Source organism: Mesorhizobium sp. B2-3-13, assembly GCF_006442195.1.
Taxonomy (GTDB): domain Bacteria; phylum Pseudomonadota; class Alphaproteobacteria; order Rhizobiales; family Rhizobiaceae; genus Mesorhizobium; species Mesorhizobium salmacidum.
The window spans coordinates 59,706-79,484 of the sequence record NZ_VFVQ01000005.1 but is presented as its reverse complement, the minus strand read 5'-3'; the positions used below and the strand labels follow the sequence as shown (position 1 = coordinate 79,484).

General features: G+C 59.8%; 15 protein-coding genes. 6 read left to right on the top strand and 9 right to left on the bottom strand.

The window, feature by feature from the left end:
* Entirely contained in the window at positions 1 to 198 is a 198-nt protein-coding gene (locus tag FJ941_RS29180; protein WP_140883295.1) for a hypothetical protein, read from the bottom strand.
* A 517-nt stretch (positions 199 to 715) separates the two neighbouring features.
* Between FJ941_RS29180 and FJ941_RS07815 the strand changes: the two genes are divergently transcribed.
* The 4 genes from FJ941_RS07815 to FJ941_RS07800 are packed head-to-tail and all read left to right on the top strand — an operon-like array spanning position 716 to position 6,033.
* Positions 716 to 1,381 carry a hypothetical protein gene (locus tag FJ941_RS07815; RefSeq protein WP_031240461.1) on the top strand — a complete coding sequence of 222 codons (666 nt, stop codon included), beginning with the start codon at positions 716 to 718 and terminating at the stop codon, positions 1,379 to 1,381.
* 6 nt (positions 1,382 to 1,387) lie between these two features.
* On the top strand, positions 1,388 to 4,453 hold the full coding sequence (locus FJ941_RS07810) for an OmpA family protein (protein ID WP_140504492.1): 3,066 nt from the start codon (positions 1,388 to 1,390) through the stop codon (positions 4,451 to 4,453).
* A gap of 11 nt (positions 4,454 to 4,464) precedes the next feature.
* Complete coding sequence (locus FJ941_RS07805; RefSeq protein WP_140504490.1) at positions 4,465 to 4,959, top strand: Rab family GTPase; 495 nt, start codon at positions 4,465 to 4,467, stop codon at positions 4,957 to 4,959.
* A 3-nt stretch (positions 4,960 to 4,962) separates the two neighbouring features.
* The gene (locus FJ941_RS07800; protein WP_140504488.1) at positions 4,963 to 6,033 is read left to right on the top strand and encodes an adenylate/guanylate cyclase domain-containing protein; all 1,071 of its coding nucleotides are present in this window, start codon (positions 4,963 to 4,965) and stop codon (positions 6,031 to 6,033) included.
* Positions 6,034 to 6,147: 114 nt separating this feature from the next.
* On the opposite strand, the gene FJ941_RS07795 is transcribed toward FJ941_RS07800, so the two are convergent.
* Together FJ941_RS07795 and FJ941_RS07790 are read right to left on the bottom strand one after the other, a co-directional pair.
* Entirely contained in the window at positions 6,148 to 6,828 is a 681-nt protein-coding gene (locus FJ941_RS07795; protein WP_140504486.1) for a redoxin domain-containing protein, read from the bottom strand.
* 19 nt (positions 6,829 to 6,847) lie between these two features.
* The gene (locus tag FJ941_RS07790; RefSeq protein ID WP_181169742.1) at positions 6,848 to 10,147 is read right to left on the bottom strand and encodes an adenylate/guanylate cyclase domain-containing protein; all 3,300 of its coding nucleotides are present in this window, start codon (positions 10,145 to 10,147) and stop codon (positions 6,848 to 6,850) included.
* A 238-nt stretch (positions 10,148 to 10,385) separates the two neighbouring features.
* Here FJ941_RS07790 and FJ941_RS07785 point away from each other — a divergent pair, with 238 nt between their 5' ends.
* The gene (locus tag FJ941_RS07785; RefSeq protein WP_140504484.1) at positions 10,386 to 12,149 is read left to right on the top strand and encodes an adenylate/guanylate cyclase domain-containing protein; all 1,764 of its coding nucleotides are present in this window, start codon (positions 10,386 to 10,388) and stop codon (positions 12,147 to 12,149) included.
* Positions 12,150 to 12,171: 22 nt separating this feature from the next.
* Here FJ941_RS07785 and FJ941_RS07780 read toward each other — a convergent pair whose 3' ends face one another.
* From FJ941_RS07780 to FJ941_RS07770, 3 genes are all read right to left on the bottom strand, one after another.
* The gene (locus FJ941_RS07780; protein ID WP_246673731.1) at positions 12,172 to 13,365 is read right to left on the bottom strand and encodes a hypothetical protein; all 1,194 of its coding nucleotides are present in this window, start codon (positions 13,363 to 13,365) and stop codon (positions 12,172 to 12,174) included.
* Positions 13,366 to 13,749: 384 nt separating this feature from the next.
* Positions 13,750 to 14,271, bottom strand: coding sequence for a GNAT family N-acetyltransferase (locus tag FJ941_RS07775; RefSeq protein WP_140504480.1), 522 nt, complete (start codon positions 14,269 to 14,271; stop codon positions 13,750 to 13,752).
* 70 nt (positions 14,272 to 14,341) lie between these two features.
* Complete coding sequence (locus FJ941_RS07770) at positions 14,342 to 15,337, bottom strand: hypothetical protein (RefSeq protein ID WP_246673729.1); 996 nt, start codon at positions 15,335 to 15,337, stop codon at positions 14,342 to 14,344.
* A gap of 34 nt (positions 15,338 to 15,371) precedes the next feature.
* On the opposite strand from FJ941_RS07770, the gene FJ941_RS07765 reads away from it, so the two are divergent.
* Complete coding sequence (locus FJ941_RS07765; RefSeq protein WP_140504478.1) at positions 15,372 to 16,787, top strand: adenylate/guanylate cyclase domain-containing protein; 1,416 nt, start codon at positions 15,372 to 15,374, stop codon at positions 16,785 to 16,787.
* Between the two features lie 125 nt (positions 16,788 to 16,912).
* On the opposite strand, the gene FJ941_RS07760 is transcribed toward FJ941_RS07765, so the two are convergent.
* The 3 genes from FJ941_RS07760 to FJ941_RS07750 all read right to left on the bottom strand — a co-directional run bounded on the left by FJ941_RS07760 (position 16,913) and on the right by FJ941_RS07750 (position 19,777).
* Entirely contained in the window at positions 16,913 to 17,392 is a 480-nt protein-coding gene (locus tag FJ941_RS07760; protein WP_140504476.1) for a class I SAM-dependent methyltransferase, read from the bottom strand.
* Between the two features lie 208 nt (positions 17,393 to 17,600).
* The gene (locus FJ941_RS07755; protein WP_140504474.1) at positions 17,601 to 18,782 is read right to left on the bottom strand and encodes an ABC transporter permease; all 1,182 of its coding nucleotides are present in this window, start codon (positions 18,780 to 18,782) and stop codon (positions 17,601 to 17,603) included.
* On the bottom strand, positions 18,779 to 19,777 hold the full coding sequence (locus FJ941_RS07750; protein ID WP_140504472.1) for an ABC transporter permease: 999 nt from the start codon (positions 19,775 to 19,777) through the stop codon (positions 18,779 to 18,781). The genes FJ941_RS07755 and FJ941_RS07750 overlap by 4 nt, the downstream gene beginning before the upstream one ends.
* Positions 19,778 to 19,779: the final 2 nt, after the last annotated feature.

Genomic DNA, 19,779 nt, shown 5'->3' with positions numbered 1-19,779 from the left:
CTATACGCCACGTTGTCTCACCCGCGCCCGGTTCGTAACAGGTAGAACAAGTTGCGTTGATCTTTGTCGGCGCACGCCGTCACGATCGATGCCGATCCATTCGAGCCCAACGTCGACCATGACTATACCCAATATCCGGCAGGTCTGCCGGCGAATGCCGGCATGCATTGCGCCGATGTTTTGCTCGACATTGAACATCGGTACCACACCCTTGCGGTAGCATTATTCTGGATCATTGAGCTTTCGTTTTCTTCTGCAAGAGTTGGGAATGTCGAAACCCGATACCGGAATCGGATGGCAGCACTGCCCTGTCAAGATCGGGGCCAATTAGGGTAGCAAAAAAAGACCTGAAGACAGGCGTGAATGGCAGGCGCTCATGCCCGAGCCTTAGTGCTGCGCCGCCCGGCAACAAAAGATGGTCACGGGCGAAGACGCGAGGGCAAGCTGATCCTGATCGAACTAATCGGAACCGCGGCCGAACTGCGAGCGCGCCGCAGTTGCTAATCATGGATCCAGGGCGCCGCCAATCTACGCACATGATAACGCAAGAGGGTCTGTTCACTGGGCAGATTGTCGAGCTCGAGCCGTATGTCAAATTTACGCGTGAACCGGCTTAGGCGGAGAAGATTCCGGCTTGCGAGCCGGGTATTTTGCTGACATCTTTACTAGTTGCTAAATTAGCACGCTGGTAGCTGTTTAAATGAAGGGTATAGGGATGGCCAAGGAATCTTCGAGTACCGCTTCTCCGGCAAATAAAGCGGACGGAAATCTGACAAGTAATGCAGACGCCAACGGGCTCGCCTTCATGGCGGGCCAGGCTCGCGAGAGCGGGACCCCCGGCGACGCTGTAGGTGTCGACAAGATACGTGATCTGCTGTTCGGCAACCAGATGCAGGACTATGACCGCCGCTTTTCCAAGCTTGAAGAACGGGTCTTGCAGCGCTTCAAGGATGTCGAATCCGAGGCCAAGCGCAATCTTGAAATGTACGAGTCAAATGCGAAAAAGCAGATCGACTCGCTTGCGGCGCAGTTGCGGAACGAAAAAGACGCGCGAGCCGACGCCGACAAGGAGATTGACCGAAATCTTCGCGAACAAAATCAGGCGCTTGAAAAGCAGGTGCGCGCATTGTCGGATCAATTGAACGAGCTTGAGCGCGAAATTGCCGACCGGATAAATCGAAACGATCATTTGCTGCGTGAGGAAATCAAGCAAAAGAATGAAGGCATTCAGATGCTGATGGAAAAAATGTTTTCCGATCTCGGCAACGTCAAGACCGATCGAAATCTTTTGGCTGGCCTGTTTGTCGAGGTTGCAAAATGTCTGAATCAGGATCCCGTCGGCAGCAAGAACAACTCGGACCGTAGCTGGAAAGTGAGTTGATCGGATTTGACGTCGACCGTCGACCCAATCAGCCTTCCGCATAGAACAGCCTCGAACGATACAGAGATTGATCGCGAGGCTCTGGCCCGTCTTTTGATCGAAATTGCCCGGAACGTTGATCCGGACTACCGTGCGCGTCTCGACGGAGTTCCATCCGCCGATCCTCGCATGGAAACGCTGCGCCAGTTGCTGGTCAGCCGCGAAATTTCAGAGCTTTCACGAGTTACGCATCTGCTCGACGAACCGGAGCAGCTTGCCGCAGCAGTGGGCGACGTGCTTCCCAGTGCGGCCGCACGAGCCCCTCATGCGCAACTCGGCGAGGCCCTTACGCCGGCTGTCGAAAGGGCTGTGCAACGGTCGATCCAGAAGAGCCCGCGCACGCTGACAGATATATTATACCCTGTGTTTCTTCCAGCAATTCGCAAGTCAATCGGGGAAAGGATTGACCAGACCTTTCAGTCGCTGAACGAAACCTTAAGGCATATATTTACCTGGCATGGGCTAAAATGGAGAATTGAGTCTTGGAGAACCGGAGCCAGCTTCTCGGAAGTTGTACTTAAACATTCTCTTCTTTATCGTGTTGAGCATGTCTTTCTCATTAACCGCACTTCTGGGCTTTTGATAGCGCATGTAGCTGCCGACAATGCGACGAGCGAAGATCCTCAACTGATCTCTTCTATGCTGAGTGCAATCCAAGACTTTGTGAAGGACTCATTCAACGAGAAGGAGCAGAGCGGCCTGGACACTATTCGTTTTGGCGACCTTCGTCTCTGGTCAGAAGTAGGACAGTTCGCGACCCTGGTTTCGGTGATCCGAGGAAACCCCCCAGAAGGACTGCATGACATAGTTCGCGACGTGTTGCTCCGTGTCCATGAGGACTACTCGCAGGCTTTAATGGAGTTTGACGGCGACGGGTCGCAGTTGGCCGGCATAGAGGCGCAGCTGCAGACTTGCGTCGAGCTGAAGCAGGAGGAATCAAACCAGGGATTTCCGTGGCTGGTGGTGGGCCTGGGCCTGCTGCTGTTGGTTCTGGCAGGCGGTTGGTTCTTTCTTTCATGGCAATCCGGGCAGCGCTGGCAGGCTTATGTGTCGCGACTGGAGAGCCAGCCGGGCATCATCGTTGCCGAACAAAAGATACGCGATGGCCAATTCTATATTGCCGGCCTGCGAGACCCGCTTGCCGCTGACCCGCAAGTCCTGCTGTCGGGAACGCAGGTCGATCCGGGCAGGGTCCATTCGCAGTGGCAATTTTATCAGAGCCTCGAACCGGAGTTCGTGTTGAAGCGGCTGACGGCATCGCTGGCTCCGCCGGCGTCAGTACGGCTTGCCATCGTCGCTGGGCGCATCGTTGCCCAGGGTGAGGCTCCCGACACCTGGATAGATCGGGCGCGCGCAGCGGCCCGACAGCTTTCGGCAGGCGGCCCGGTGTTCGATATCTCAAGGGTCCGCGATGTAAGCCCCGAAGCACGCGCGGCAGAGCACTGGCAGGCCTATGTGTCGCGACTGGAGACCCAGCCGGGCATCATCGTTGCCGAACAAAAGATACGCGATGGCCAATTTTATATTGCCGGCCTGAGAGACCCGCTTGCCGTCGACCCGCAAGCCCTGCTTTCGGGAACGCAGGTCGATCCTGCCCGGGTCCATTCGCAGTGGCAATCCTATCAAAGCGTTGAGCCGGAGTTCGTGTTGAAGCGGCTGACGGCGTCGCTGGCTCCGCCGGAGTCAGTACGGCTTGCCATCGTCGATAGGCGCATCGTTGCAGAGGGTGAGGCTACCGACACCTGGATAGATCGGGCGCGCGCAGCCGCCCGACAGCTTTCGGCAGGCGGCCCGGTATTCGATGTCTCAAGGGTCCGCGATGTAAGCCCCGAAGCACGCGCGGCAGAGCACTGGCAGGCCTATGTGTCGCGCCTGGAGACCCAGCCGGGCATCATCGTTGCCGAACAAAAGATACGCGATGGCCAATTCTATATTGCCGGCCTGCGGGACCCGCTTGCCGCCGACCCGCAAGCCCTGCTGTCGGGAACGCAGGTCGATCCCGGCAAGGTCCATTCGCAATGGCAATCCTATCAGAGCCTTGAACCGGAGTTCGTGTTGAAGCGGCTGACGGCGTCGCTGTATCCGCTGAAATCGGTTCGGCTTTCGATCGTCGACAATCGCATTGTGGCCGAGGGTGAGGCTCCCGACACTTGGATAGATCGGGCGCGCGCCGCGGCCCGACAGCTTTCGGTAGGCGGACCGGAATTCGACATCTCCAAGGTTCGTGATGTGAGCCCCGAAGCACGCGAGGCGGAGCACTGGCAGTATTATGTGTCGCGACTTGAGGCCCAACCGGGGATCATCGTCGCCCAGCAGACGGTTAGGGGCGGCCAATTCTACATTTCCGGCCTGAGAGACCCGCTTGCCGCCGACCCGCAAGCCCTGCTGTCCGGAACGCAGGTTGATCCCGCCCGCGTTCATTCACAGTGGCAATTCTTTCAGAGCCTTGATCCAAAGTTCGTGGTGAAGCGGCTGACGGCGTCGCTGTCCCCGCCGAAATCGGTTCAGCTTTCGATCATCCAAGGTCGCATCCTAGTCGTGGGGGAGGCTCCTGCCGGCTGGATCAACCGGGCGCAGGCCGCCGCCGAACAGCTTTCGGCGGACGGAGTGGTTCTGGATGTCTCGCAGCTGCACGAGCTGAACCTTGCGGACCTTAATTATTTGAGAGAGGCCATCCAGACGACCGATATTTTCTTCTCTTCCGGCAAAGTTGTGCCGGGACCTGAGCAGTTGCCGGTTCTCGACAGGTTGGCGAATCAAATAAAGGAATTCGCCCAAGATGCCCGCAAGTCAGGCGTAACAGCACGGTTCATGTTGACCGGGCATTCGGACGCCACTGGCCGTGAGACGGCCAACGCGTCGATCAGTGCAGCCCGCGCCGAGACCGTTCGTGCGCTTCTCAACAAACGCGGCGTCGCTCCGGAACTGCTGCTGGTTCGGGGCGCGGGCACTTTTGAGCCGCTGGTGCCTGAAAACAGTCAAGCCGGGAGCTCCACCAATCGCCGGGTTTCGATTACGGTAAACCTGGACTAGGGGGGCCCAAGATGGTGCAAAAAAAGATCTGCATGCTGGGCGGGTTCGCTGTCGGAAAGACGAGCCTGGTTCGCAGGTTTGTGCAAAGCATCTTTTCAGAAACCTACCTGACCACGGTGGGAGTGAAAATCGACAAGAAGAATGTCGCACTCCCGGATAAAACCGTCGATCTGATTTTGTGGGACTTGGCCGGCGAAGACGACATCGGCTCATTCCGCGTCAGCTATGTTCGAGGTGCAACCGGGCTTGTGCTAGTCGTCGATGGAACCCGCGCTGCGACGCTTGCCGTGGCGCTCACGCTGCGCGAACGGGCCGAGGCCGAATTTGGCCCAATGCCGTTCGTAGTGCTGATCAACAAATCCGACCTGGCCGATCGGTGGGCAATATCGGATAGTGATATCAACGAACTCAGGCAGCGTGGATGGCAAATCTATCTCACGAGTGCGCTGTCGGGTGAGAATGTCGATGATGCGTTTCGTCAACTTGCCTTGATGGTAACCAAGTAGACCATGCACGGATTGCCCAAAGAAGTTAGCAGTTGGATTTTCAATTTCTTCTACAATGGGAACTCCGTCGCGTATCTGAAAATCGACACTCAGCTTTGCGTGGCTGCGAAGGGCGGTAATGTTGAGCATTACGGGCTCTCATCGCTTCGCATTGGCGAGCCTGTTGCCGAGCAGCTTGAATTCATGGAAGGTTTGCTGCCTTGCCCGGAGCTTCCTTTTCACATTGCCATGGTCGAACTGCCCAGCGGGCGTGTCGCTGACCTTCATTTTTTTGCTGACAGTGCCTGCGTGTGGCTGCTCTTTCTTGACGCGACTGCCGAACGCGACAATAGGCAGCGGCTTCAACAAAAGGCTTATGAAATGACCCTCCTGCAAGAGAGGGAGCGTCAACTCAACGAGAAATTACAATCGACGAACGAGGCGTTGAGGAAGAGCCAGGAGGGATTGGCGCGTGAATACCAGCGCGCCGAAACCCTGCTCCTCAACATACTTCCGGCGTCGATCGCGGAGCGGCTAAAGGCGCACAAAAAAATTGCTGACAACCACGCAGAAGTAAGTGTGCTTTTTGCCGACATCGTCGGTTTTACAGAACGAGCGCGGAGCGTCGGAGCCGTGACGACACTCGCAATTTTAAACTACTTCTTCAAGGCGGCGGATCGTCTCTCGGAACGATACGGCTGCGAAAAGATCAAAACAATCGGCGATTGTGTGATGGTGGTCGCTGGCCTGCCCACCGCGCGAGCCGATCATGCGAAGGCACTCGCGCGCTATGCACTTGAGCTGCGTAAGGCGGTCAAGCGCGAACGCTTCGCAGGAGAACCGCTGAGACTCAGAATTGGAATTCACTCAGGGCCAATCGTCGCCGGCGTCATAGGCAAGAGGCGGTTCGCCTATGACCTGTGGGGCGAGACGGTTAATCTTGCCTCGCGTATTCAAACCTCCGCGGAGCCCGATGAAATCCGCATTTCGGATGCAACTCGCCAAATGCTTGGACCAAATTTTGCTTGCGACCCACTCGAGGAAACGGAATTGCGTGGTACAGGTCGTGTGCGAATGTGGCGGCTCCCGGCCTGATTGCCGCGCAGCAGTATCGATCCTGGGCCCATGCATCTCAGGCCCCAAGCTGTAACGCGAAGTTGGCCTTCATTGTCCGCATTGCAAATGGCAGCAATCCAGTCTTCCGACAACTTATTGGGCGACTTGGGACACGGCTGACATCAGCTCTTGTGGGTTTGGCGCCCCAAACATGTATCGCCCACCTTCTGGCACCTCCGTGAAGCTCCAGCGGACGATCCCCTGCCGGTCCAGTAGGAACTGACCGATCAGTTGTCCGTGTCCCGTCGCCATCATCTGCTCGTCGGCTTCGGTCACTTCGTAATTGTCCTTCTTGTCGAGGAATTCGCTGGCCGCAAAAGGATCCATGGGACCGGGCAACTCGCCTGGCATGTCGACCCGCATATCCTTTGCCGCTGCGATCGAGACCTTGTACGGCCAGTTCGTCTCGTTTTGGGTGAATTCGAGATTGGGCAGCCCAAAAGCACGATGTGAAGCGCGTTCAGGATCTGAGGCCGCAAGCAGAGTCGGCATCGGGTGGTAGCGGAAATAAAGACGCGCCCGTTCGATCGGTGTGTTGACCACCGTCAGGCTCTCCACGCCCTTTTCGCGCAGCTCCGGATCAAGCCGCGCCTGAGCGGCGATATGGCGCCGGCAAAACGCACAATGCAGACCTCGAAACAGACCAACCAGCACCGGTTTTTGTCCGCGAAAGTCGTCAAGCGCGATCTTGCCATCCTGGGTAATGGCGTCGAGGACCAAGTTCGGCGCACGGTCGCCCGGTTGAAGCGGTACCAAGTCACTACGCGCGGACATTTCCAACCTCCAACCCCGGCTAATCGAGAAAGGGCAGCACCACAAGCGTTTCCGGGTCGAGCCCGTGCTGGGCGCATATACCCTGCGCCAAGGAAAAGTAGCGTTCGGCCTCGGCAAGATTGTCGAAGTCGAGATTAAGCGTTGCCAGACCATCATAGCACGGAAACAGCAGTTGGGGCTCGCCCGTTTCGCGCGCTACCTCCAGTGCTTCGTGGAACAAGCCAAGGGCCAGTTCCGGACGGCCGTTGCATTGGTGGATTTGCCCAAGCACAATCAACGGCACCGGCAGGTGCTCTCGCTGGTCGAGTGCGCGGTCGATCTCGATGGCTTTCTCGGCAGCAGGCACGCCCTCTGTTGGACAGCGATCCGTGAAAGTACAACAAGCGACCGCCAGATTGGCGAGAAGGCGCGCCTGGAAGCCCAAATCCCCAATATGGCGCGCGACGTCAAGACCGCGTCGACAGACCTCCATCGCCTGTGCGGGATCGATGGTCGTGTAAAGCACGCCTAGATTGGTGTAGCCGCGACAGGCCGCGCCCAGCAGACCGGCGGCTTCGGCCAATTCAATGCTATGCTCGACCTGACGCACGGCTTCACGGTTTCGCCCAAGGCGAGCCAGTGCGACAGCCTTGGTATTGAGTGCCTCGGCGGTCACGAGAGTGGCATCACGCCCCACCTCGGAGACATGCTCCGTAGTCCGGGTGCGTACGCAATCCAACGCCGCGTCTGCCCATTTTGCCGCGAGAGCGTGATCTCCGCTACGGAACGCCTGTCGGCCACGTTCTTGCCAGAGATGCGCCTGCTCGACCGGAGCATCCGCTCCATCGAGGAGCGCTGCCGCTTCAGCGTAGCGGAATTCTGCTTTGTCCCGCTTGCCGACGTCCCAGAGCAGCCGACCGATTTTACGCAAAACGCGCGCAGAGGCTACGCGATCAGCCGACTCACGGTATGCCTGCAAGGCCGCCTCGTAGTGGTGGTGCGCGATCTCGCGGCGGCCCGCCGAGCCGCTCAAATCGGCAATGCGCTCGGCAATTGTCAGTTTGAGCGGTGTTTGCCCGGTCGCCTCCAACGCAGTCAGTGCTCGCTCGTAGAAACGAAGGGCGTCGTCGTTGGCGTATATCATGCGGGCGCGATCGCCGGCCGCCTGCAGGTAACGCGCGCCCTTCTCCCGCTCGGCGCTTTGTGCGAACTGGTGACCGAGCACGGTCAAGTCCTCGAGCCGTTCCGGATTATCGCCGCACAGTTGCTCCAAGGCAGCACCTATCCGCCCGTGGATTTCGGTCCGGCGTTGCCGGAGCAGATTCTGGTAGATCACGTCCTGCAGCAAGGTTTGCGTAAAGCGGTAGCTTTGCGACGAGACGGAGCCTGATCCGGCAACTTCCTCGATGATTTCCGCATCGCAAAGCAGTTCGCAGCCTGCTTCTAGCCGGGCGGGGTCGGCTGTCACGGTCTTCAGAAGGGTGGCATCGAAGCGCGCGCCGATTACCGCGGCTTCCTGGGCCAACCGGCGCACCTCTTGTGGCAGCCGGTCGACGCGAGCAAGCAACATTGCCTGGATAGTGGCGGGAATGTCGGTTGCGACTTCGCCTGCTACGGTCCGCCATCGCTGCCCCTCGCGCACCAGTACACCGCGATCAACAAGGCCGCGAACAATCTCCTCTACAAAAAGAGGGTTGCCACCCGCTCGGTCGAGGATCTGATCGACGAGCCCTGCTGCGGAGCTTACCCAGCTCTCGCCGAAAAGCGCCGCCAGCAGGCTGCGTCCTTCATCGCTGTTGAGCGGCGAAAGCCTGAGCGCCGTGTGACTGACCCGACTTGAGTCGAGCTGGCCGCTCTCCGGTGCCGAGCGATGCGTGACCAGCACCATTAACCGCGTGCGTTCCAACCTGTCCATCACGAAACGTAGTGCCTCGAGCGAAACGGCGTCGGCCCAGTGCAGGTCTTCGACGACAATTAACAGCGGCGACAACGCAAGCCGCCGTTCGATGATGGTGCGGACCGCGTAGAAAATTTGCCGCCGTAGCTGCTCGGGTTCGACATGCTGCAAGGTGGCATCCGGGTCGCCAAGCCCAACCACATGGTAGAGCAAAGGCATCAGCCGCTTCGCCTCCTCGCCCTGCAGGCCGAGATCGGCAAGCAAGCCTGAGAGCTTCCCCCGCATATCGTCCCCATCGTCGTTTTGCATCATCGCGGCAGCACTGCGCACCACTGCGCCCAAGGCGCCAAATGATTGTTCGCCCAGTGGTGAGCACGTGGTCTGTCGCACGGCGACGTTGCGAAAACGGTCCTCGTCGCCGACACGGGCGACGAACTCCTTCACCAGCCGCGATTTCCCGATACCGGCTTCTCCGACGAGGCGGACAAGTTGGGCCGTGCCGCCGCACGCCTGGTCAAGGCTCGCCAGCATTCTGTTGAGCTCCGCAGCACGCCCTATCATCGGCGCGCTGAGGCCGAGCGCCTCGAGCCCACGCGCTGCACGCGGCACCGCAAGCGGTGCATCCAATCGATGGACGAGCACACTGCCAGCCTTGCCGCGAAGCACGACATCACCCATCGACTCGTAAGAGAAGGCATGCCGGGTCAGCCTGTGAGTGAGTTCGCCTACCAGCACTTCACCCGGTGCGGCCAGCGATTGCAGGCGTTGTGCTGTATTCACCGTGTCGCCGGTCACGGAATAGGATTTGGCGGTGCCGATGCCTAATCGTCCAGTAACGACGGGGCCAGTGTTTATGCCAATATGAAGTAATAGAGGCGAGCCGGAGTGGGGGGTGCTTTCGCCGAGCCGCGCCGTCCGGGCGATCATGTCGAGAGCGGCGCGAAGCGCACGTTCCGGATCGTCCTCATGCGCGACCGGCGCACCGAACAAAGCGAGCAGTGCATCGCCGATGAATTTGTCGACGAACCCACCAAAATTTCGCACCGCCGCCGTCAATTCCTTGAACAGCTCGTTCTGCAGCGTTTGCATGACCTCGGGGTCGAGCTGCTCGCTGAGTGTCGTGAAGCCGCAAAGGTCGGCAAAGAGGACGGTTACCGTCCGGCGATCGGCGTCAGAGATGGGCTGCAGCCCTTCGTCGTTACCAATGTTCGCAAGCAGCGACGGAGTTCGAGAGGGCGGCACAATGGTTCGGCTTGGTGTCGGAGCAAGCCGTTCGACGGCTTTTGCGGGCGCACCGACGCTTGCCCCACATTTCGGACAGAACCCGAAATCAGATGCGCAGGGATAACCGCAACTGGCGCATGGCACGGGCTGGCGCTTGCCACACCTCGGACAGAAAGCGTAACCGCCCTCAACCTCGAAACCGCAGCCTGCGCAGTCCATCGAGCCAGACCTCACTAGGGGCCGTGACGGCGTGTTCTCCCTACGCATTTCCCGGCCGGTGTATTCACAAGCATGAACCCATAGCCGTCGATGGGCAAGCGGCAGCGCAAATGGGCATCGGGCGATCGGGTGGGGCCTGTGACAGCGCGCAGCCAATTCGGTTCTGCGTGGCTGTCGATTGCGAAAGTTCCCTCTTGGTTCGGTCTTCCTGCTATCGTGAAGATAAGGAGACGGACCCTTGAGCGAGAATCGTAAGCTAGCCGCAATTCTAGCTGCGGATGTGGTCGGATATAGCCGGCTCGCGAGCGCGGACGAAGATCGTACATTGGCGAGGTTGCGGGCACTGCGCAGCGACCTGATCGATCCGATCATTGCAGTGCACCACGGCCGGGTGATCAAGCGCACTGGCGATGGGGGGCTGGTTGAGTTCCGCAGTGTGGTGGATGCCGTGCGCTGCGCCATAGAGGTTCAGAATGGTATGGTTGAGCGCAATGCAGGCGTGCCGCAAGACCGCCGTATCGAGTTCAGAATCGGCATCCATCTGGGAGATGTGGTCGAAGAAAGCGACGGCGACCTGATGGGCGACGGCGTCAACATCGCTTCGCGTTTGGAGGGACTCGCGGCGGCCGGCGCCATCTGCCTGTCCGAGGATGCCTATCGCCAGGTCAAGGCCAGGCTCGACCTCTCCGTCAGCGATCTCGGCAGCACACAGCTCAAGAACATCGCCGAGCCGATCCGGGTCTATTCGCTACAAGTTGGCAGCGCCGGGACCGCGATCCCGGAAAGCGCTACTAGCCGGCCGGCTACGGCAGTGCCGCCGAAGCTGTCGATCGCCGTGCTGCCGTTCGCCAACATGAGCGGTGATGCCGAACAGGACTACTTCGCCGACGGCATCTCCGAGGATGTCATCACGGCCCTGTCCAAACTGTCGCAGCTCTTCGTCATCGCACGCAATTCGTCGTTCACCTTCAAGGGCCAGAACGTCCGTGTGCAGGAGGTGGGCACGAAACTCGGCGTGCGGTATGTTCTTGAGGGTAGCGTACGCAAGTCGGGGAACCGGGTGCGCATCACCGCGCAGCTCATCGACGCAACCTCGGGCGGCCATCTTTGGGCGGAGCGGTTCGATCGCGACCTGACCGACATATTCGCCGTGCAGGACGACGTGACGCAACAGATCGTCGGCGCGCTGTCGCTTAATCTGACCGCGGGTGATCGGCAGCGGCTGGCGCCCGAGTACCCGCGCAATACGGAGGCGTATGACTATTTCCTGCGGGGCAGGGAGCTGTGGCACCGGCTGACGAGGGAGACGAACGTCGCGGCTCGCAACCTCTTGCAACGTGCCATCGAACTGGACCCGAAATTTGCCTCTGCCCACGCATTCCTGGCCCTTACCCACGGCATCGATTACCTGAACCGGTGGGGTGCGTCGCCCCCCGAATCGATGGCGCAAGCGGAAGAGGCCGCAACGCGAGCGGTAATGCTGGACGGCAGCGATCCCTGGGCGCACTGGGCGCTTGCTATTGTCATGCTGTACACACGGCGACACGATGGGGCCATCGACGAGGCCGAGCGCGCGCTAGTCCTCAATCCGAACTTCTCCGAAGCGCACGTTGCCCTCGGCGAGGCGTTGTACTATTCGGGCAGATCCGAAGACGCCCTCGAGAGTTTTGCCCGGGGGAAAATCTTGAATCCATATTTCCCGGATGTGCTTCTCCACTTTCAGGCTTTGGCTTTGTTTCAACTTGGAAGGTACGAAGAGGCCGCTGACCTCTTGATGCAGCGGCTGGCTCGCAACGCTGTCACCGACGTCTCGCGGGCGCTTCTGGCCGCCAGCTACGGCCATCTGGGCCGTTTCGCCGAGGCCCAGGCGGCATGGCAGGAGGTGCTTCGCGTCAATCCCGACTATTCGCTGGAATACCGTCGCAAAGTCCTGCCCTACAAGAACCCTGCCGATTTCGAACTCATGGTGGAGGGGCTTCGCAAGGCCGGTATAGAGCAATGACAGGTGAGGCCATGCGGCCGGATCAGACGCTGTAGGCTTGACCGATCTTGCGCCATCGCGCGTTTTCGCGAATCAGTTTCAGGTTGTCGGTGGCCTCGGCAAATGTCCGCGAACGGTATTGCCGGAGCAGGTCCGCGAAGAGCGCCCCTTCCGGTAGGCGGGCAAGCTGCTCGCGGACTGAAATCTTTTCATCGATGACCCGGGTGCCCCAAGCATTTTCCCTTACCTGCAGCTCCGCAACCAGATCACGCTCTTCCGGTGTGGTTTCGTCCAACGCAGCTAGGAGGATCGAGTGGAAAAGCGCTACATAGCCAATCTGTCTCAGGCCGCCGACAACCCGGACCCGCGGCAAGATGGCGAGAACGAGGAACGTCAGGAACAAGTTCGGCAGCAGCACGCCGTCAAGCAGCGCCTGCTTGAGATGTGGCCGCTCGAACGGGATGGACAGACCATGCGGCTTGTCAAGCTCGATCAGGTTCCCGTTTTCAAGAACGAGCTTGCGCACGCGCTCCTCGCGGATGCCCCAGAAATAGTCCGTGGCATTGGGGAGGAACCTGCCGAATGGGCCCGATGCGGCCTCTTGCAAGGCATGTTCGAGACGCCGGCGTCTTGCGGGTTCCATGAGCAGCCTGGAAATAAGACTGCCGTCATATTGTAGATGCCGCGCCATGGCAGCCGCGGCGAGCCGATCATCGATGAAAACCGGTAGGGCCATGCCGGAGCGATCCCAATTGGCGACCAGATCCTCGTTGAGCGCTGTCATGGCATCGGCGGCGGTTCCAAAGACCTTATCCTGGCGGGCAAGCAGTGTACCTAGCCAGCGGCTGGCATCCCTTTCATCGCCCACCGCTTCGAGCGCGCGCTTGTTGAGGGTGACTGGACCGGCCGCGCAGGCGCTTTTGCGGCACAACTTGTGGCGCCCCATGCCAAACAGGTTGACCTTGTCGTCGCCGACATCGAGCCATCCGGGCCCCTCCCGGCCAATTGTCTCCATGGTCATCGTCGTTCCCATGAAGCCGACGAAGGCTGACAGCTCGTTTTCGACCGCGCCGAGCCAGGCGAACAGGAGGGCATCGAAGGTGATCCGGTCCATCAGAAGCAGGCAGTGCAGACCGGACTGGATCACCGGTCTGTACTCGAACTCGTCGAGGGCCTTGCCGATCTCCTCAGGCTGCATAGTCACGCCGAGGCGCTGATGCAGGACCTCGCGCAGCATCGAGCGGGCAGCGATCGCCGGGCCCGACACAGGCTTTGCGACCGGCCGCCACAGATGGCGGGCGTAGTCGGAAACCGAAGCATTCCAGTTCTGCTCGATGTCACGCACGACTTCCGGGCAGAGCAGCGACAGTACAGCCAGAATTTCCGCCGGAGGCGCAGGGGTTGCATCAAAGACGTCGGTCATCGATCCCGTCTAGCCGCTTGCGGGGCCAACGCCAAGTGAGAGCGGATCCGGCACGAATTGTCTACGTCAACGCCATAAACTGGGTTGTGGGGGACGATGCAATGAGCCTCAGATTGCGTGTTGTCGCTGTCCCGGCACTCCGAGGATACCTGCTGTCGACCGCGCTCGTGTCGCCAGCAGCGTTGATAAAAGCAGATCTTAGAACCGCAGCCGGGCCATACTCAGGAGGTCGCGGTACTGGCCGTCGGTAAAACCGGCCTTCACATGCCGGCCTTCGACCTCGAAGCCGTGGCTGGTGTAGAGGTGGATGGCCGGTTCGTTGTCGACATAGACGCTCAATTCGACCCGCTTCAGGGCGCGCCAGTTGTCGGCCACGTCAAGCAGAGCGCCAAGGATGGCAGAGCCGATACCTTTGCCGACAAAGCCATCATCTAGGCCGATATTGATCTCGCCGATATGCGAACGGCGTGGCGAGCTTTGCACGACCAGGCTGCCATGGCCGACGACCTTGCCGTCCAATTCGGCGACGATCCAGGTGGTTTCCTGGCCGGACTTGGCGATGCGCCGCTCCACCTGATCCACCGTCTCGAAGGGCATCCTGAGCGTCCCCCAGCGGAAGCCCGGCATGTTGAAGATAGCGCAAAGCGCCTCCGCATCGCTTGCCCGGACGGCCCGGAGCTGCGGCTGGATTTTCTCGGATGGCGAGGTCGTGCTGGTCATGACTTCCTGGCGAAATGTATCGGCCCCGCACGATGCACCGGACGTCACCTGAAAATCCAGCCGTCTCCGCCTATGCTGTCGAATGCGAACCAAAATACCGGGAGGCGGTGTAGAGTTTGAAGGCGCCGCTGATGCCGATCCAGCCGAAAAGGGCGAGCCAGCCCAATGTAGCGGCCGCCGTCCAGTCGATCCGGTGCACCGCGGCGTCGGTGATAACGAGGCCAAGAATGGAAAGCAGGCCGACCAGAAATTGCGCCTGGCCTAGCACCAGCAATTCTTCGCGCGGCGCACTTTTCCAGACGAGATAGGTGCCGCCAGCGCCGGCGAGGAAGATGGCGCTGTAGACCTGGGCGTGGAAGGGATCGACCGGCCATGGCCAGGTGCTGCTGACCATCAGGGGAAACAGCAACATGCCGAAGCCATAGACCCCAAGGATCGCCGTTTCCGCCAACATGTAGCTGCGCCATGCGGGGCTTAGGGTCACGCCTTTTGCTGACGGACGGGCCCTTGCCCGCCACAGGAACAACCCGGATACCGCGACCGAACCAAGATAGACCAGAAACCAGAGCCAGGTCGCTTTGCGCCCAAAGTTGAAATAGCCGAGATTGATCAACGAAACCGCCGACACGATTACGGTGAAGATGAGAGCCATGACCAGCACGAGCCTGCCCGGCGACCAGCGATTCCAGAATAAGAGCGCCGCCATCACCGCCATTTCGGCGGTGTAGAAGCCGCCGAGAAAGCAGGCACTGAATGGCGTGACGGGCCAGGGCCAGCGCGGCTTGACCAGCGCAGGCGCGAAAAACAGGCCGGCGCCCACGATGAGGACGATAATGACCCCTGCCGAGAAAAGCCGCAACGCCGCGGGAAATGGCGGGTTGTCGGGTGTCGGCACGGGAGAAAGCCCCAAAGATGAATGCGCCATGCACCCATCATAGTGCCGCTTGCGGCCGGTGAAAATCCGCCGCATGCAAATCGAGCTGTCATCAGATCTATCCATTCGAATGGCCGTTTGATTCCTTTCGGCGTAAGATGGGGTGCGCGGACCGAAGCCCGGTCCGGCCAATACGCGTCGGGGCGCATTTTCCGGAGCCTGCACGATGACCGAAGCTCAGGATCTGTTCTCACTTCTGCGGCAATCGACCGATCTCGATCCGCAGGCAATCGATGCGATCCGGCGAACCATCGCCGAGGGCAAGGACCGCGAGCTTTGCCGCATCAATGCGCTAGCCTTCGCCAGCAAGAATGGCATCGACGAGGAACGCACCATCAGCGCCTTTCTGCATGCGGCGCGGGTGGGCATCTTCGACATTTCCTGGAATGTTCTGTGCCCCGGCTGCGGCGGCGTGCTCGACACCAACGCCACGCTGAAAACCATGCAGAAGGACGAATACACCTGCGCGCTATGCTGCGAAGGCTATTCGCCAACCCTCGACGAGATGGTCGAGGTGACATTCACCGTCAGTCCACGCATACGCAAGATTGCCGCCCACACTCCACACGAACTGCCGTTGGTGGAATATTTCCGCCAGATCTACTTGGCGTCCGGCGCCGATCTGCCGGAAGAGGATTTGGCGGAGAAGATGGAAGCGTTCTCCCTGGAGGATATCGAGCTTGCGCCTGGTGAAAAGGCGGTTCTGCCCATACAGCTTCCGCCTGAATTCGTCATCGTGTTCGAGCCGGTCACGCATTCAGCGCAGTTCATCGATGCTAAGGGCGAACCAACAAAGGAGCGCCGAAGCCTCTCTTTGGTTTTCGACCGCGACCATGTCCAGAACCAGACGTTGGAGATGCAACCAGGCCCTTTGCGCATTTCCCTGGAAAACAGGACCGACACCCGCGTGCTGCCGACGGTCTTCATCGCCGGCCACGCATTGCATGATTTCCTGGGCAAGCGCCGGCCCTTCCTGACTGCCAAGCGCTTGCTCACCAACCAGACGTTTCGCGATCTCTATCGCACGGACACGCTCGATATCAACCAGCGGCTGAAGATCACCAGTCTGACCTTCCTGTTCACCGACCTGCGCGGATCGACCGAGCTTTACGAGCGGGTGGGCGATCTGTCAGCCTTCGATCTGGTGCGCGAGCATTTCCAGGTGCTGCACGAGATCGTCGCGGCCGAGGCGGGCGCGGTGGTGAAGACGATCGGCGATGCGGTGATGGCGACCTTCGCGACACCTGATCGTGCGGTGGCCGCGGCCCTCAGGATGCGCGATGCCATGCGTGGGCTCAATGGAAAAAGCGGCCGCGAGGACCTGCTGCTCAAGATCGGAGTCCATGCCGGCCCTTGCATCGCCGTGTCCATGAACGAGCGGCAGGACTATTTTGGCCAGACGGTCAACATTGCTTCACGGGTCCAGAACCTGGCCAACGCACAGGCGATCTTCGCCACCCGCGCGGTGGTCGACGACAATCTCACCGCCGATCTGTTGCGCAGGAACGCGCTGACGCCCGTGCCTCACGAAGTCTCGCTGCGCGGCATTGAGCGGGAGATCGCGGTATATACAATCCCCTGAGGAATTTCAGAGCAATTCCTGGACAAGCGTGAAATGGGTTCCCGCGAGAATGGCTACGATTTCGCTTGGCGATCGCGTTAAAACAAGGAGCTGGAGCAGCGTTTCCGTGAGGCGCTCTCGGCCGCTCACAAGCGCTTACAGAGGAAATAACGATCGGCAGGCTCCGACGTCGGCGCCGGAAGGCGTTGCAGCAGCGGGTGATCGAGCGGCGTGCCACTGACCGCGAAGCCGCCGACGCGAAGCAGGCTCGCAATCAGATCGGGAAGCCAGGTAGCGGTCACTGCATCGCGATCATCATAGCCGGTGCCGATGTCGGCATGAACAAGGGCGGCTTCGATGCCAATGAACCTGCGGGCCGTCTCGCGTATTTCGCCGAGCACGAGGTTTTCAGCTTCGGGAATTGAGCTGGTGTGTGCGCCGACTTCGCGGTCGAACACCACGATCCGACGCCCGGGCAGGCGCTCGCGCAGATGGTGGAACGTCCGGCCATTGCCGAGGCCGAACTCGAGCACAAGCCCCTCCATCTTCGCCACCTCGGGGCAGACGTGATCGAGAATGTCACGCTGTGCGGTCATCCTGCTGATGAAATTCTCGAGACGACTCATATGCTTTTGTGTGTCCTGAACCAGATCAAGAGATCGGCAATGCCCGCGAAGAATTATTCACGAGTGCATCCCGAAGGCGAGGCGCTAATCTCGATTGCGTGTCGGCACATATACGGGCGGACGATGAACACTGCAATAACCGTACGGGCGGCCGGCAGGGACCATACCGGGTGGAGCCGGCTGCCCGGCGCGCGGCGAAATAGCGATCTCACTTGTAGGGGTCTGCGGCGTCCCGCAAGCCGTCGCCGAGGAAGTTGAACGCCAAGATGACGAGAACGACGGGGAGCATCGGCAAAAGCAGCCATGGATAGAACGCGATCACGCTGACGCTGCGCGCCTCGGTTAGCAGGATGCCCCAGCTGGTTGTCGGTGGCCTCAGGCCCAGCCCAAGGAAGCTCAGCGCCGTCTCGCCCAGGATCATGCCGGGTATGGAGATCGTCGCCGTCGCGATCAGATGCGACATGAAACCGGGAATGAGGTGCCGCCGGATAATGCGGCTGCTGCTGGCGCCCATCAATTGCGCGGCCAGAACGTAATCCTCCTCGCGCAAGGCCAGAAGCTTTGAACGCACGGCCCGCGCCAGTCCGGTCCAGTGGAGCAGCCCGAGGATGACGGTGATGCCGAAATAGATCAGGATTGGACTCCAGGTTATCGGCATGATCGCCGCCAGAGCCAGCCATAGCGGAATGCTGGGGATCGATTGCAGAACTTCGATTATGCGTTGAACGATCAGGTCGAAGATACCGCCGTGATAGCCAGCCAGTCCGCCTATGACAATGCCGAGCAGGAAGCTGAAACTGATGCCGACAAGGCCGATTGTCAGTGAAATGCGTGCGCCATAGATGATACGCGAGAGCACATCGCGCCCCAGCCTGTCGGTGCCGGCCAGAAAGAGCTGGCCGTTTTCGGCAGGACAGACAAAATGCCAGTCACCTTCGACCAGGCCCCAGAACCGGTAACTGTCGCCCTTGCAGAAGAAACGAATCCGCTGAACATCATCCTGTTTGTCGATGTAGTTCCGCTTGAGTGTGTCCATATCCAGCGTCATCTGGCGACCATAGACGAACGGCCCGACAAGCTGGCCGTTATGGAACAGGTGTACCCGCTGCGGCGGCGAATAGATGTAGTCCATGTTGCGCGTGTGCAGATTGTAGGGCGCCAGGAACTCGCAGATCAGTATCCCGAAATAGAGCGTTGCCAGAAATATGCCGGATACAAGGGCAAGCCGGTGCCGCCGGAATTTCCACCACATCAGCCGCAACTGCGACGCCTGAAAGACCTTCGACTGCTCCGCCGTCATCGCCTCGACTGATTGCAGGTCAAAGGGTGCGATGGAAACGAAGTGTTGCAGTGGGGCACCCGGAGCGGGCAGGGGCGATTCCTTGTTCATTTGGTGCTGCCGCCCTGCAAACGAATTCGTGGATCAAGCAGCGCCAGCGCCAGGTCGGAAATCAGGACGCCGATGACCGTCAGGAAGGCGAGGAACATCAGGAACGAGCCCGCCAGATACATGTCCTGGCTTTGCAGCGCCTTGATCAGCATCGGCCCGGTCGTTTCCAAAGACAGCACGATCGCCGTGATTTCGGCACCGGAGATGATGGCCGGCAGGATGGAGCCGATGTCGGAAATGAAGAAATTGAGCGCCATGCGCAGCGGATATTTGACGAGCGCCCTGAAGGGATGAAGGCCTTTGGCGCGCGCGGTCACGACATATTGCTTGTGAAGCTCATCGAGCAGATTGGCGCGCAGCCGCCGGATCATGCTTGCCGTGCCGCCGGTGCCGATGATCAAGACCGGGATCCAGAGATGGGCGAGGATCGACTTCGCCTTGGCCCAGCTCATCGGCTCACTGAGATATTGCGGGTCCATGAGATGGCCGATGGAGGTGCCGAACCAGATATTGGCGAAATACATCAGGATCAGTGCCAGCATGAAATTCGGAATGGCAAGGCCGAGAAGGCCGAAGAGCGTAAGGCCATAGTCGCCCCAACTGTATTGATGCGTGGCGGAGTACATGCCGATGGGAAAGGCGATGAGCCAGGTGAAGATGATCGTGACGAAGGAAACCAGCACGGTCAGCCACATTCGGTCCCCGACGACGTCGCGAACCGGCAGCTCATACTCGAAGGAATAGCCGAAATCGCCGTGCAGCATCCCGCCGACCCAGTAGAAGTAGCGAATGACCGGCGGCTGGTCGAAACCATATTCCTTCCGCATCATTTGGATGCGATCGGAATCCACCGCTTCGCCCTGAGCCCGAAGCTCGGAAACATAGCTGTCGAAATAATCGCCTGGGGGAAGTTCGATGATCGTGAACACCAGCGCCGATATGATCAGCAGCGTTGGAACCATCACAGCGATGCGCCAGACAATATATCGAAACACGC

Excerpts from the sequence above, each read along its gene's own strand:
- FJ941_RS07800 (WP_140504488.1), top strand. The coding sequence starts at position 4,963 with ATGCACGGATTGCCCAAAGAAGTTAGCAGTTGGATTTTCAATTTCTTC.
- FJ941_RS07780 (WP_246673731.1), bottom strand. The coding sequence starts at position 13,365 with ATGCTGCGCGAGGTCCTGCATCAGCGCCTCGGCGTGACTATGCAGCCT.
- FJ941_RS07805 (WP_140504490.1), top strand. The coding sequence starts at position 4,465 with ATGGTGCAAAAAAAGATCTGCATGCTGGGCGGGTTCGCTGTCGGAAAG.
- FJ941_RS07790 (WP_181169742.1), bottom strand. The coding sequence starts at position 10,147 with ATGGACTGCGCAGGCTGCGGTTTCGAGGTTGAGGGCGGTTACGCTTTC.
- FJ941_RS07765 (WP_140504478.1), top strand. The coding sequence starts at position 15,372 with ATGACCGAAGCTCAGGATCTGTTCTCACTTCTGCGGCAATCGACCGAT.
- FJ941_RS07760 (WP_140504476.1), bottom strand. The coding sequence starts at position 17,392 with ATGAGTCGTCTCGAGAATTTCATCAGCAGGATGACCGCACAGCGTGAC.
- FJ941_RS07775 (WP_140504480.1), bottom strand. The coding sequence starts at position 14,271 with ATGACCAGCACGACCTCGCCATCCGAGAAAATCCAGCCGCAGCTCCGG.
- FJ941_RS07815 (WP_031240461.1), top strand. The coding sequence starts at position 716 with ATGGCCAAGGAATCTTCGAGTACCGCTTCTCCGGCAAATAAAGCGGAC.
- FJ941_RS07795 (WP_140504486.1), bottom strand. The coding sequence starts at position 6,828 with ATGTCCGCGCGTAGTGACTTGGTACCGCTTCAACCGGGCGACCGTGCG.
- FJ941_RS07755 (WP_140504474.1), bottom strand. The coding sequence starts at position 18,782 with ATGAACAAGGAATCGCCCCTGCCCGCTCCGGGTGCCCCACTGCAACAC.
- FJ941_RS29180 (WP_140883295.1), bottom strand. The coding sequence starts at position 198 with ATGTTCAATGTCGAGCAAAACATCGGCGCAATGCATGCCGGCATTCGC.